Annotated in this window: 14 protein-coding genes; 9 read left to right on the top strand and 5 right to left on the bottom strand. The window is 33.6% G+C overall.

The window, feature by feature from the left end:
• Positions 1-86: 86 nt before the first annotated feature.
• The 3 genes from BOQ62_RS13415 to dapB all read left to right on the top strand — a co-directional run bounded on the left by BOQ62_RS13415 (position 87) and on the right by dapB (position 2,327).
• Positions 87-944 (top strand): LysR family transcriptional regulator, encoded by an 858-nt coding sequence (locus BOQ62_RS13415; RefSeq protein ID WP_129040221.1) that lies wholly within the window; start codon positions 87-89, stop codon positions 942-944.
• 100 nt (positions 945-1,044) lie between these two features.
• Positions 1,045-1,530, top strand: coding sequence for a MarR family transcriptional regulator (locus BOQ62_RS13410; RefSeq protein WP_129040219.1), 486 nt, complete (start codon positions 1,045-1,047; stop codon positions 1,528-1,530).
• Complete coding sequence (gene dapB / locus BOQ62_RS13405; RefSeq protein WP_129040217.1) at positions 1,527-2,327, top strand: 4-hydroxy-tetrahydrodipicolinate reductase; 801 nt, start codon at positions 1,527-1,529, stop codon at positions 2,325-2,327. The genes BOQ62_RS13410 and dapB overlap by 4 nt, the downstream gene beginning before the upstream one ends.
• A 330-nt stretch (positions 2,328-2,657) precedes the next feature.
• Here dapB and BOQ62_RS13400 read toward each other — a convergent pair whose 3' ends face one another.
• Positions 2,658-3,041: a hypothetical protein gene (locus BOQ62_RS13400; protein WP_129040215.1), complete on the bottom strand. Its 384-nt coding sequence runs from the start codon at positions 3,039-3,041 to the stop codon at positions 2,658-2,660.
• 357 nt (positions 3,042-3,398) lie between these two features.
• On the opposite strand from BOQ62_RS13400, the gene BOQ62_RS13395 reads away from it, so the two are divergent.
• Entirely contained in the window at positions 3,399-3,794 is a 396-nt protein-coding gene (locus tag BOQ62_RS13395; protein WP_129040214.1) for a VOC family protein, read from the top strand.
• Positions 3,795-3,991: 197 nt separating this feature from the next.
• Positions 3,992-4,861 (top strand): DMT family transporter, encoded by an 870-nt coding sequence (locus tag BOQ62_RS13390; RefSeq protein WP_129040212.1) that lies wholly within the window; start codon positions 3,992-3,994, stop codon positions 4,859-4,861.
• An 89-nt stretch (positions 4,862-4,950) separates the two neighbouring features.
• Here the strand turns inward: BOQ62_RS13390 and BOQ62_RS23300 are convergent, their stop codons facing one another.
• The gene (locus BOQ62_RS23300) at positions 4,951-5,229 is read right to left on the bottom strand and encodes a YdcF family protein (protein WP_262708340.1); all 279 of its coding nucleotides are present in this window, start codon (positions 5,227-5,229) and stop codon (positions 4,951-4,953) included.
• Positions 5,226-5,732, bottom strand: coding sequence for a hypothetical protein (locus BOQ62_RS23295; RefSeq protein WP_228414091.1), 507 nt, complete (start codon positions 5,730-5,732; stop codon positions 5,226-5,228). The genes BOQ62_RS23300 and BOQ62_RS23295 overlap by 4 nt, the downstream gene beginning before the upstream one ends.
• Before the next feature lie 748 nt (positions 5,733-6,480).
• On the opposite strand from BOQ62_RS23295, the gene BOQ62_RS13380 reads away from it, so the two are divergent.
• The gene (locus BOQ62_RS13380; protein ID WP_129040210.1) at positions 6,481-7,245 is read left to right on the top strand and encodes a class I SAM-dependent methyltransferase; all 765 of its coding nucleotides are present in this window, start codon (positions 6,481-6,483) and stop codon (positions 7,243-7,245) included.
• A 239-nt stretch (positions 7,246-7,484) separates the two neighbouring features.
• On the opposite strand, the gene BOQ62_RS13375 is transcribed toward BOQ62_RS13380, so the two are convergent.
• Both BOQ62_RS13375 and BOQ62_RS13370 read right to left on the bottom strand, forming a co-directional pair.
• Positions 7,485-7,961, bottom strand: a complete 477-nt coding sequence (locus BOQ62_RS13375) for a hypothetical protein (RefSeq protein WP_129040208.1) — start codon at positions 7,959-7,961, stop codon at positions 7,485-7,487.
• 76 nt (positions 7,962-8,037) lie between these two features.
• Complete coding sequence (locus tag BOQ62_RS13370; RefSeq protein WP_129040206.1) at positions 8,038-9,144, bottom strand: DUF6973 domain-containing protein; 1,107 nt, start codon at positions 9,142-9,144, stop codon at positions 8,038-8,040.
• Between the two features lie 459 nt (positions 9,145-9,603).
• Between BOQ62_RS13370 and BOQ62_RS13365 the strand changes: the two genes are divergently transcribed.
• From BOQ62_RS13365 to BOQ62_RS13355, 3 genes are all read left to right on the top strand, one after another.
• Positions 9,604-11,718: a carboxy terminal-processing peptidase gene (locus BOQ62_RS13365; protein WP_129040204.1), complete on the top strand. Its 2,115-nt coding sequence runs from the start codon at positions 9,604-9,606 to the stop codon at positions 11,716-11,718.
• Positions 11,719-11,869: 151 nt separating this feature from the next.
• Positions 11,870-12,196, top strand: coding sequence for an ArsR/SmtB family transcription factor (locus BOQ62_RS13360; protein WP_129040202.1), 327 nt, complete (start codon positions 11,870-11,872; stop codon positions 12,194-12,196).
• 199 nt (positions 12,197-12,395) lie between these two features.
• Positions 12,396-12,860 (top strand): SRPBCC domain-containing protein, encoded by a 465-nt coding sequence (locus BOQ62_RS13355; RefSeq protein ID WP_129040200.1) that lies wholly within the window; start codon positions 12,396-12,398, stop codon positions 12,858-12,860.
• The last annotated feature ends 65 nt before the right edge of the window (positions 12,861-12,925 follow it).

Here is a 12,925-nt window from a genome sequence, read left to right as displayed (position 1 = left end):
TATTGATAAAGCAAAGTTCTATATATTTTATAAATTTGTAAAACTCTTTGTTTCGATGAAATCAATCGAAAAAACCGATTTGAAAAATGGAATTACGTCAACTAAAATATTTCCTAAAAGCTAAAGAACTGCTTAATTTTACAGAAGCAGCCCATCAGCTTAATATCAGCCAAAGCACACTTTCTCAGCAGATAAAGCAGTTGGAAGATGAAATTAATATTCCTTTATTCAACCGTATTGGGAAGAGGATTACGCTTACAGAGGCAGGATTACTTTTTTCGGAATATGCATTCCAAAGTGTCAGTCGTGCTAAAGATGGTTTGATGATGATGAAAGATTTGAATAACCTTAACGCAGGCAATCTTTCTATTGGTGTCACGTATGCTTTACGGAACTTGCTCACCAAAGCGCTTCTTCTTTTTTCAGAAAAATTTCCGGCTATTAAAGTGAAAATTGTATTTGGAACAACTTCAGAACTCATAGAAAAACTGAATAATACCGAGCTTGACTTTGTTCTTACCTTTCGGGAAGAAAGCAGTGATTCTCATTTGGAACATCGCAGTTTGTTTTTTTCTCCGATGACCTTGGTCGTATCTAAAAATTCTGTTCTTTCCAAACGGTCTTCGATTACCTTAAAAGAAATCATTGACCTGCCTCTTGCCTTACCCGATAGTGGATACAGCACCATTCAGTTTATCAATAACTTGCTAAAGGCAAAAAAACTTAAACCCAATGTATTGGTCGAAATCAATGATATTCCCACATTGTTGGAGCTCGTTAAAACGGGTGCCTGGAATAGCATTCTCACGCAAGTAAGCGTTGATGGCGACGGATTAGTAACCATCCCAATCAGTGGAAAGAATATGCTGCGGGAAGCAACGATTATTTCCTTAAAAGATGCCTATCAAAAGAAAGCCGCAAAAGCTTTTCAGGAGTTTCTATAATAATTTGTTGGCTACTTTTTCTGACCAATGTCTTTGAAAAAAACAAAAAAAAGAAACATTCTATTTTATTTTGTATTTTTGTAACCAGTTACATAAATATATGGTTGAGGATGATTTTTTATCACAAATTGATCTTGCCGGACTTACCAGCAGATTAAAAAGGCTAAGTGATACTATTTTATACAGCACTAAAGATTTTTATAAATCTGTAGGAGCGGATATTGAGCCTAATTGGCATTTGATGTTTTTACTCTTAAAAAACAATCCTGATTTTACCATCACTGAAATTTCTGAAAAATTAAAGATGTCTCATCCTGCAGTCATTAAAATTATTCAAAAAATGAAGGAAAGAGGATATTTGATAACGATTACAGATAAAATTGATTCCAGAAAGCAAATTGTAAAACTCACTGAAAAATCTTTTGAATCATTGCCTCAATTCGAAAAATTTTGGAGTGCCTGTACAATGACTATGCAAGAGCTTGTGGCAGATACCCCAGATTTTTTAAGAAACTTAGACTCCATAGAGGAAAAGGTGAGAGAGAGTAGTTATAAAGAACGTACATTAAAAAATTTAAAAAAATGATTAAAGTATTTATTGCAGGAGCAACGGGATGGGCTGGCTCAGCTCTTAGTAAAGGGATTATTGAACAACAAAATATTAAATTGGTAGGTGCGCTTTCCAGAAAACATAAAGGTGAAAATCTAGCAGAAGTTTTAAAATTAGGAGATTATGCTATACCTATTTTCGAAACTATAGAAGAAGCTTTAGAACTTGTAGAATTTGATGTATTGGTAGACTATACCCGTCCAGAAATTGGAAAAATTAATATCATAAAATGTCTTGAGCATGGCAGGAAGGTTGTTGTAGGGACTTCTGGACTTACAACAAAAGACTATGATGAAATTGAAAAAGTGGCAAATTCTAATAATACTTCTGTTTTGGCTGTTGGAAATTTTGCCATCACGGTTGTATTACTTCAGAAGTTTGCAGAGATGGCGGCTCGGTATATTCCAAATTTTGAAATCATTGACTATACCCACGAAGATAAAATAGATAGTCCCAGTGGTACAGCCAGAGAATTGGCCCATCGATTATCAAAAGTTCAAAAGCCGCTGCTTCATGTATCTCAAGATGAATTGATTGGTGAAAAAGCAAGTCGGGGAGCTGACGTAGATGGTGTTCAGATTCATTCAGTGAGGCTTCCGGGATATGTAATTTCTGTAGAATCTATTTTTGGTTTAAAAGATGAAAGATTGACGATTCGTCATGACTCAGGTGCAGGAGCAGAGCCTTATGTTAAAGGTGCGTTGCTTGCCATTGAAAAAGTAGGAAGTTTTAAAGGATTACGAAGGGGCTTAGACAGCGTTATGGATTTTTAAATACTAATTTCAATGTTATAATACTTTTAATTGTTTCTATTTAGACTTAAGATGAATTTGAAATGAAATTTTCACGCAATTTATTGACCTATGAAAGAATTTGACTAACATGGAATTCTGAGAATGGTGAGCTTAAAGATATAATTGCAGAAGGGCTTAAATCTCAACTTTGGAATTGGATCCAAAGAATTGGGAAGTCTTCATAATTAATTAGTATTAAGCTTTTAATTAAAATGTACAAATATGTCAACATGAATAATTTAACATAATATAAATTATAAGACTTTTAGTTATCTCTTTAAAATAGAGGACTAACCACTCCAAAATCCCTTATTTTGCAATTTTTCCTGATAAATATTCTTTAACCGTTTCTAAGAACTCCTCTTTGGTCATAAACCGGTCAAGAAACTCTTCCAGACTTCCTTTCTCATCAATTTCCTGAAAATAAACTTCATGGTCTGTACCATACACTGTCGGATTAGTCTGATCTGGATCTGTGACACAAGCAAAATAGTGATCCGGATATCCGTAAGAATAAAATATACAGATAAAATCCATTTCTTTGCCATCTACGATTTTTTTTAATTCGTATTCCTCTACAAACCCTTCAAGTTCTCCATGATCGTCTGTGCCTTCTTTAAACGGTGTGAAAAACCAATCTCTGAGAAAATATTGACCGTACGGCAATTCATGTTCACAAAAATAATGTTCCAATAAATTTTTATAAAATTTTCGGTGTTATCATGATATAAAGTTTTATTTTTCTCATAATACTGATCAAGTCCATAGACACCCCAGTCTTTATCATAAAGATAATGATGGAACCTGATGCTCTGCCAGTTTTCAGCAAAATTTTTATCATCGCGTACAGCGTCCGTATTTCCCCCTAACTTTTGGATTTTCTTGACAATACTTTCATTCATGTGTTACAATTCGTTTTTCTTTATATTATGTTAAATAAAATAAATGGCAAGAAATTTCTTTTAAATCTTAAAAATACAAAATCTTGTCACATGACAGTTTTTATCATGGTTAAACAGAATATCTTTATCCTAACCAAAATAAGATAATATGAAACCTAAAATGATCTGGGCTAATATGGCTGTTGCGGATCTTGAACGCACACAAAAATTCTATACAGAACTGGGATTCAAGTCCAATAATCCACACAGTTCTAATGAATTGGTAAGCTTTTTTATGGCTGGAAATGAATTTATCATGCATTTTTTCTTAAAAAGCGTCATAGAAAACAACCTAAAAAGCATGAAATTTGGAGATCCCAAAAGCTCTAACGAAATTATATTCACCCTTTCCGCAGAAAGTAAAAATCAAGTAGATGATTGGGCTGAAGAAGTAAAAAATGCAGGTGGAACCATTGTTTCAGAGCCTGAGAGCTTTGGAGAAAATTATTACGGTTTTGTATTTGCAGATCCGGATGGGCATAAATTCAATGTATTTTTTATGTAGATTTAGAACGTATTTTTCCTATATTTGACTCTCTCAACAAATAAATATGAACCGCGCGAACTGTCTGCCTCCTCCGGCACCTTAATATTTTCAATTTAATTTGAAGCAAACTTATGTCGTTAACTCATTAACGGCCCAAGTGCTTATGCTTCTTATTCAAAAAAATATTAATTCAACTCTTTACAGTTCATTATCTAATGAAAAAATCATATTTATTATTGCATCTGGCCGTAATTCTGGCCGGATTTACAGGCGTATTCGGAAAACTGATCACTCTTAATGAAGGTTTGCTGGTATGGTACAGACTCCTCTTCTCCTCCATTATTTTATTCTTTATCTTAAAGCTTTTGAGAATTCCGACTGATATTCCTTTCCAGGGAAAAATTCAGATTTCAAAAGCAGGATTGCTGCTTACATTACACTGGCTCCTTTTTTATGCCAGTATAAAATATGCCAATATATCCATTGGTGTCGTATGTTACTGTCTGACGAGCTTTTTCACAGCAGTATTCAAACCAATAATTGATAAGGAGAAATTCAAGCTTTCAGAATTACTTTTCAGTACACTTACAATTATAGGGATCAGTTTGATATTTCATTTTGATACCTCCTATCAACTTGGAATTATTCTGGGCGTCTTTTCATCGGCATTTGGTGCTCTTTATACGATTTATAACAAACGTTTGGTAAATCATTTTGATACGAAAGTGATCAACTATTATCAGATGATTTCCGGTACTTTATGCTGGGGAGCATTTTTGCCCGTATATCTCGCCTATTTTCATTCAGATAGCATAGTCCCTGACTTGAAAAACATTGCTTATTTGGGCGTTTTATCACTTTTTTGTACAGTTGGTTTATATGTTATGTTTGCAGAAGTATTAAAGAAAATTCCCGCCTTCACAGTTAATTTAACATACAATCTGGAACCTGTGTATGCTATTATTATGGCCTTTTTATTATTTGGAGAAAGTAAAGAGGTCAATCTTTCTTTTTATATAGGATTGGTATTTATTATTTCGTCTGTGATTTTACAGACGCTAATCTCTTTGAGGAAAAAAAATTAATAAGCAATTTTATTTAAACCAAAACCGGGCATTTAAGTTAGTTTAAGTGCCCGGTTTCATGCATTTTATGATTAAAAAATCACATAATATTATCCATTCATTCCCAAGCTATTGTACAATTTCACCTGCCATATTCCCAACACTTCTTTCAGCATCACAAATGTAAATGCTGCATTATAGCTGTTCGGAAACATCGTTATTTCAGTATCGATAAAATCTGATGCCTGCAGAACAGGATTTAATCCAAATGTCTGAAACAGAGCAACAGATCTTTTCATATGAAATCCTGAAGTAACCAGATATACACTGGAAGGTGCCATCTGCTTTACGATCTTGCTGGAATACTTTGCATTTTCATAAGTATTCATGCTTTTATCCTCTTTAACAATATCAGCATCAGATACTCCCATTTTTTGAAATTTTCACTGAATAATTCTGCTTCACTTTTCCGCCCTCTTCCTTTTCCGGAAATTAATATTTTACAGGGTAGATTATTTTTTCTGTATTCATAATACAATTGATAAGCTGTGACAATTCTTGAATAAGACATGGTGTGTAATTTTTCTGTTTTGTCAAAATCTACAACCCCTCCTCCCAAAACTACAATAACGGCATTCTGAGAAACTGTATTCTTAGTATTAGAAGTATTTACATAACTTTTCTGCAGATATCCGGAGGTTAGTTTTCCCAGAAAGCCGTTTCCTATAATAATGATCATTAGAACTGTCACTATATAAATTCCAATTATCAGACCTTTACGCTTATTTTTTCTTTTTAACAGCGCTATTACGACTACCGCAAGAAATACTAAGAAATAAGGTTCTGTAAAAAGCTGGAAAACACGGAATAAAAGATCTAGTAAAAATTTCATTTTAAAATAATATGGATTAATGTATAGAAAACATCGAGACCACAAAGATAAAAGAATTTCCTGAGTAGAGCTTTTGCCCCCTAATAGACAATTAAAGACTATTACAGTAATTTAGCCTAATTCATCTTTCTGTTTATACAATTATTTTATACATTTGCACCAATAAAACAAAACACTATTTAGTGTGTTATTGAAAAAAAACAATACCTACTCTCATGAAAAAGCAAAAAAAAACCACCCTTTTTATGGCTGTGCTCCATATATTTTTGGACAGACATTTCTGTAAAGAAAAAAGCTTCACCTTATCCATAAAGAAACCGTCTCAGCCATAAACACATAAAAGCCCATTTTTGTGTAATAAAATCAAAATTGAAACTAAGAATTTGAGTCATTAAGAATAAGTAAGTAATTAAGGAGATATTTAAAGATATTCATAAAGCGCAATGTTTCTTTCAAATGTATTTGAATCTTAATTTTGCTTAAAACCTCAAGCCTTCTTAATGGTTCAAAAATAACCTCCCGCTTCATCGGGTGAATTCATTTGCCTACCTTTCGTCCTCTAGAAAAAATAAAAATATTTCTCTTTAACTTTACATTTAAAGTAAAATATATTATTTATTGTTGATTAATCATCAGGAATGTCATTAAAAAATTATAAACAAATTTACTTTCAAAATTAATATTGTCTACATACAATACGGATTTTATTAAGATACATTTGTCTTGTAACTTTAATGCAATCAATGAAATGTCAACAGTTCTCAAAACATTTGTAGCTTATCTTAAAAGACCTGCTCTTTATCCTGAATTGGGCAGAAAAATCATTAAAAATACGGTAAGCAGAAGAAGTCCGTTTAGAGGAAAAGTAAAAACAAATTCCTGGGCTGCATCCATAGCAATATCTCAAAAAGAGGCAGTTTCAAAACTTTTCTCTATTGATAATGATCATTTCAGAGAAGCGTATGCTGATACTCTGGAAAAAGCAAACTTAAAAGAAAAAGAATGTCCTATCACAATGGGCGGTTCTGGTGCACTGGAGCTTATTTATTATGCCTGCGAATTTACCAAAGCACAAAACGTTCTTGAAACCGGAGTGGCTTACGGATGGTCTTCGTTAGCCATATTGCTTTCGGTTCAAAAAAGAAACGGTACGTTATATAGCTCAGATATGCCTTATCTTGCTCAGGATGGCGATCGTTATGTGGGATATGTTGTTCCTGAAACTCTTAAAAAGTTCTGGAAATTATTTCATTTTGCGGATAGAGAATCTCTGCCTAAAATTCTAAAAAAAGTCTCCTTTTTTGATGTTTTCCACTATGATTCTGACAAAAGTTATCATGGAAGAATGTGGGCCTATCATAAAATTTATAAAAGATTAAAACCCGGTGCAGTCTTTATCAGTGATGATATTGGCGACAATTCTGCTTATCAGGATTTTTGTATTAAAAAGAATATTAAGACTTCCGTTGTGCAATACGCCGGAAAATATATCGGCGTTTTTATAAAACAATAAAGAAAAACCATCCACATCGCTTCATCAGGCAAGTTCACTTGCCAATCTTAGCTCTCTAAAATAAAAAGCCTTCCTCTGAAAGCTTTGCGTTTAAAAATTCTAATAAAATATTTGAACCATTAAGAATTGATTAAGGTTTAAGAGAATTAAGGAAATAGAAAAATCCCGGATCCCCCTCATTAATCTAGGATTTTTTTATTATTCTTTTGGGAAATTAAAGTATATCTTCATTTATTATTCTAGTTTCCCTTCACCTTTACACCAAGGCCAAACTTAGGATTGCTCACTTCTTTACCATCCTTATCATGATATATCATAGGATAAGTTTCAAATACAGCCTTCTCTTTTGGAATGATAACATAGTACCTTCCTTTTCCATAGGAGTTAAGTAGATTAAGAAAATAATAAGCTCTTATTGTTTGGGCTGCATCATAAGTTTCTCTGTCTACAGTTGCTTTTTGAAGCATAGAATAAACAACTTTTTTATTCTTCACAAATAAAAACATTGAGGTATTATCGGATTCCCAGGTATAATCATCACCTATGGGTAATTTCATTCCTAACTCTTTTTCTGTTTCCTCATTCAAAGAAATTGGCATCATAATAAGTAAAGAATCCCAATCAAAACACTGAGTATCTTCTTTTAAGTTAATCACTTCTCCAATTTTATTTTCAGCATTTATTTTTGGAGACAGCCTTTCTTTAAGTTTTATCAAGCATTCCGGATTATTTTGTCCTTTACAGGAAAATAGAAAGAATAGTAATATAAAAAATATAGATCTGGTACTCTCGTTATTTCTCATTATTGATTAGGTTGAGTTTGAATTTGTCCGCTATTAACTGCTGCAAAAAATCATAAAGAAATTTATCTATGTTATTATCCGGGTTCCCATTCTGTGAATACCAATTAAATCCCCATTGATTATTGTGTAAATCCATAGCATTTGAACCATCGGAAGCAGGATTTGCAGTTTCATGCAAGGTATGAAAATCTTTGGCTTTATTCAATCCCAGATCTGCAGCGTCTAAAGCGGACCATAGAGAATGTCTCAAAGCATCACCAAGACCATTATGGAATCCTGGTTGAGTATTTGCATAAAGATTGGCTTTTTTTACATTATCCCTCATTTTATCTCTTTCAGCTGCAGATGTATTTATTAATAACCATGCTAATTCTCTCGCTGAAGGAACTTCAAGTATTCCGTCCGCTGCTCCAGCTGTCGCAGTTGTTCCTCCAGCTCCTCCGCCTCCACCAGAGCCTCCAGAAGAACCATTTCCACCTCCGTTATTATTACATTGCCCATACATTTCGCATTGTCCCGGGCCTATTATACCCATATCATCTGAAGGGTTTGAAGGACCTGTAATTACAACTTCCTCAATATCTGTAACTCCTTGGCCTCTAGAAAACATGTTCCTATTAGAACGATTAAATACCCTCTCAAATGCCGAAAATATATCATTATATTCGGGGATAGTATTTTTTAGCTTATATAATCCTAGAATAGTATTTTCTTTATTAATAGAAGAAAAATAAATATCAGAAACTTTTTCATTCTTCATTACCGGAAAATACATATATAAATTCCCTTCTTTATTTTCAATTATTTGAGAATGTACTATGAAATTAATGTATGAATTTGAAATTGGTGACTTTATATTAAGTCCTGTGTAGTTTGTCCCATTTTTTAGATCATAAGAGTAATAAGCTTGTAAAAAATCTAAAGCATAAGATTTGCTTAAAAAGGGACTTTCTTTAGATATTTTGGATTGTTTATAACTTTCTTTATTAAAAAGTCTAAATGTTTTTTCTTGCTTTTTACTTTCTAATGCTGTTTCCTCTTCTCTACAAGAAGAAAGTCCTATTATTAGAAATAGGACGTAAATACACTTTCTCAATTTGTGCTTCACTTTTTAAATATTATAATTATTTTTTAAATATAAAAAAATATTCTCGATATAGAGAAATTTATCTACCTCCTAATTCAATAATACAGGAGGAAATGCAATTACATTGCTCTTTTTCATCATTTTACATTTGCTAAATATTTATCTTTCATAACCCACTGCCCTTTCCAGGATAATCTGGTTTCTGCATACGGTAACCAGTATTTTATCTCCTGCCTGAAAGCCGTATTGCTATACCTACTTCTCTGTAATTCCACTAAACCATAAACTTATCTTAAAATACTACTCCACAACTACTTATTATCAATATTTTTCATACATTCACATGATTTTTATAAAAGCACATTGAAAGCTCTTGTTTACTACTATTTTTAAGCAAAAAATTGAAAATACATCAATTAATAGCAACAAAACAAGTATAGTTTTCAATTAAAAGCACAATCATATTATATGTTGAAAAATTTTAAAACCGTTCGTTTTTTATTGCTTCTTCCGCTTACATTTTGTGTGTTCGGTTTTCGTCCTCCCATCAATGAAGAAGAAAAGATGCAGATCATTATGGTCAATACCAAGAATATTTTGTCTTATCTGCATTACAGCCCCAAACCTATTAATGATGCGTATTCAAAAGAAGTGTATAAACAGTATTTTGAATCCATAGATCCTACAAAAACCTATTTCCTGCAATCTGATATGGATGAGTTTCGTAAATACGAAACCAAACTGGATGATTATCTGAATACCGGAGATTTGACTTTTTATAAACTGACAGTCGATAAATTGTATCAAAGAATAGATGAAATTGATAAAATGACCAAGGATATCTTCAGCAAACCCATCAATCTGGAAGAAGATGAAATACTGACTTTGGAACCCAAACTGAAAAATGCCCCGGCCAACAAGCAGCAGCAATATAATGAATGGAAGAAATATGTGAAATACAATATCCTTCAGGAAATAGAATCCATGAACAGGAAAAGTGAAGAAAAAAAGAAAGCAGATTCTACTCCCAAAGAAAACAACAGTAAGCCTGAAGTTCTGAGCCAGGATGAAAAGGTAAAAAAGGCAACAGAAAACGTTAAAGATCTTCTGGAAGACAAATTTATCCGATTCAAAAAAAGACAAAAAATGGATTGGTTTACCGTATATATGAATGCCTATACGCATATTTTTGATCCGCATACCAATTATTATTCACCACAGGGGAAGAAAGATTTTGATACGGACTTCACAGGAAAAATAATCGGAATAGGTGCCGTGATCCAGGAAAAGAAAGGAAACCTTTATATCGGTACATTATCCATTGGAGCTCCGGCATGGAAGACCAAGCAGCTGACTGAAGGTGATAAGATTTTAAAAATAAAATCTACCCCCGATACTGATCCTGTAAATGTTGTGGATATGCTTTCCAGCGAAGCCACCAAATTAATCAGAGGTGAAAAAGGATCACCCATTACTTTAACGGTACAGAAAAAAGACGGAACTATTCAGGATGTAACAATGCTCCGCGAAGAAATATCAATTGAAGATACTTTCGCTAAAAGTATTATCGTAAATGCATCTGATAAAAAATACGGATTGATCAATTTACCAAAATTCAATGCTGATTTTGAAGATAAAGACGGAAGAAACGCTTCTGACGATATTAAAAAAGAAATCATCAAACTTAAGGAGCAAAACATCCAGGGAATTGTTCTTGATCTTAGAAATAACTCCGGAGGATCTTTAACGGAAGTTGGAGATATTATGGGACTTTTCATGAATGCAGGCCCTTATGTGCAGGTAAAAGATGGAAATGGAAAGATTACCACTTTAAAAAATAAAAATGAAGCTCCCATTTGGAACGGTCCGCTTGTGATTCTACAGAATGAATTATCTGCTTCTGCCGCAGAAATCTTATCCGGTGTAATGCAGGATTATGGAAGAGCAGTTATCATGGGATCTCCAGTATCGTATGGAAAAGGAACTGTGCAGGTATTTGTAGATCTGAACAGGTTTCTCAATAGTCAGGAAGACTTTGGTTCCATAAAACTCACTATTCAGAAATATTATAGAATCACCGGAGAGTCTACACAGAGAAAAGGAGTAAGCTCAGATATCCAGATGAAAGATGTCTTTTCTTATGCAGACATCGGTGAAAAATATGATGATTATGCATTAGCCTGGGATAAAATACCGGGAACAACTTTCAACAAACGAAATTTTCTCAATATTCAAGCCTTGCAGAAAGTAAGCGAAGAGCGAATTGCTAAAAACGATAATTATAAGCTATTACTTGAATACGCCCAATGGAGAGAAAATCTGGGTAAAGAAAAAACAGTGCCTCTGAGCATGCAAAAATACAGCGACCTGATGAAGCAGAGAAAAACTGAGGATGATAAATTCAAAGTTTTAAAAACATTAGAAAGTGGTCTTAAATTCACCCTATATCCAAAAGATATTGAAAGAGAAAAAAGCGATGCGGCATTCAAAAACAAGTCGGAAGTATGGGTTAAAAATCTGCAAAAAGACCTGTATCTGCAGGAAGCTATACATATAGTTGAAGATATTGAAGTAAGATCGTAAGCAGATTTCTTTATTCAATATTTAAAATTACAGAGCTCAAAAGTGTATTTCCCTACATTTTTGAGCTTTTTTTATTGAAATCAAAAATTTCCTATAAAATATTTGCGTAGCTAAATAACTACACATATATTTGTAGTCAAATAACTACATAATGAATTTAAGAAGAGATGTATTTCAGGCGATAGCAGATCCTACAAGACGATCTATATTGATGTTGGTGGCAGCACAGTCAATGACAGCAGGAGCTATAGCTTCCAATTTTGATACGGCAAGACCTACCGTTTCAAAGCATCTCCAGATCCTTACAGAATGTGAACTGCTGAGATTTGAACAAAACGGCAGAGAAATTATCTATCACCTTAATCCCGATAAAATGAAAGAAATAGCCGATTTTATAGAACCTTTCCGCCAAATGTGGGACGAAAAGTTCAACAAGCTGGAAAGCGTAATGAAAGCCTATCAGAAAAGAGAAGCATGAGGCGAGATATGGGATTCGGGGTATTCAGGTTTCGAGATCGATTGGATACATGAATTGCAATTTAAAATAACTCGAATTTCTTACTTTGAACCTCGCAAACACAAAAACCTGGATCTCGCATCCCGAACCCCAACTCTCCCACTCTAAAACCCTCAAACCCTCTAACTCTACTACTCTCCAACCCAAGAAAACTCAAAATATGGAACTTAAAACAAAAATCCACGCTGAAGGCGGAAGACAGGAAATCTTTATTATCAGAGAATTTGATCTTCCTGTAGAACTCCTTTTCAAAGCCTATACAGAAGCTGAACTTTTCGAGCAATGGATGGGAACTAAAGTCACCAAATTCGAAAATAAGCAACACGGAAGTTACCGCTTTGAAACTTCAAACCCTCAGGGTGATGTGGTTTTCAGTGCCAATGGAACCATTCATGATATTGTTCAGAATGAAAGCATTATAAGAACTTTCCAGATGGAAAATACGCCTTTTCCGGCTCAGATTGAGTTTTTAGAATTTGAAAAATTAACGGAAACCACCAGCAAAATAACGATCCAAACCATTTATAAATCTGTAGACTTCAGAGATCAGCACCTGAAAATGCCTTTTGCACAAGGTATTAATATGGCACATAACCGTTTGCAGGAATTGTTAAGTGAAAGGTAGCAGATCATAGATGAGACAAGGAGATGAGAGACGATGCGGGATATGAGTTTCGAGGTTTATATACT

The organism is Chryseobacterium sp. CH21 (assembly GCF_004119445.1).
Lineage (GTDB): Bacteria > Bacteroidota > Bacteroidia > Flavobacteriales > Weeksellaceae > Chryseobacterium.
The sequence above is the reverse complement of the archived record's forward strand: the minus strand, read 5'-3'. Positions and strand labels throughout refer to the sequence as shown.

Coding starts and splice junctions, on each gene's coding strand:
- BOQ62_RS13415 (WP_129040221.1), top strand. CDS start 87: ATGGAATTACGTCAACTAAAATATTTCCTAAAAGCTAAAGAACTGCTT.
- BOQ62_RS13410 (WP_129040219.1), top strand. CDS start 1,045: ATGGTTGAGGATGATTTTTTATCACAAATTGATCTTGCCGGACTTACC.
- dapB (WP_129040217.1), top strand. CDS start 1,527: ATGATTAAAGTATTTATTGCAGGAGCAACGGGATGGGCTGGCTCAGCT.
- BOQ62_RS13395 (WP_129040214.1), top strand. CDS start 3,399: ATGAAACCTAAAATGATCTGGGCTAATATGGCTGTTGCGGATCTTGAA.
- BOQ62_RS13390 (WP_129040212.1), top strand. CDS start 3,992: ATGAAAAAATCATATTTATTATTGCATCTGGCCGTAATTCTGGCCGGA.
- BOQ62_RS23300 (WP_262708340.1), bottom strand. CDS start 5,229: ATGAATACTTATGAAAATGCAAAGTATTCCAGCAAGATCGTAAAGCAG.
- BOQ62_RS23295 (WP_228414091.1), bottom strand. CDS start 5,732: ATGAAATTTTTACTAGATCTTTTATTCCGTGTTTTCCAGCTTTTTACA.
- BOQ62_RS13380 (WP_129040210.1), top strand. CDS start 6,481: ATGTCAACAGTTCTCAAAACATTTGTAGCTTATCTTAAAAGACCTGCT.
- BOQ62_RS13365 (WP_129040204.1), top strand. CDS start 9,604: ATGTTGAAAAATTTTAAAACCGTTCGTTTTTTATTGCTTCTTCCGCTT.
- BOQ62_RS13360 (WP_129040202.1), top strand. CDS start 11,870: ATGAATTTAAGAAGAGATGTATTTCAGGCGATAGCAGATCCTACAAGA.
- BOQ62_RS13355 (WP_129040200.1), top strand. CDS start 12,396: ATGGAACTTAAAACAAAAATCCACGCTGAAGGCGGAAGACAGGAAATC.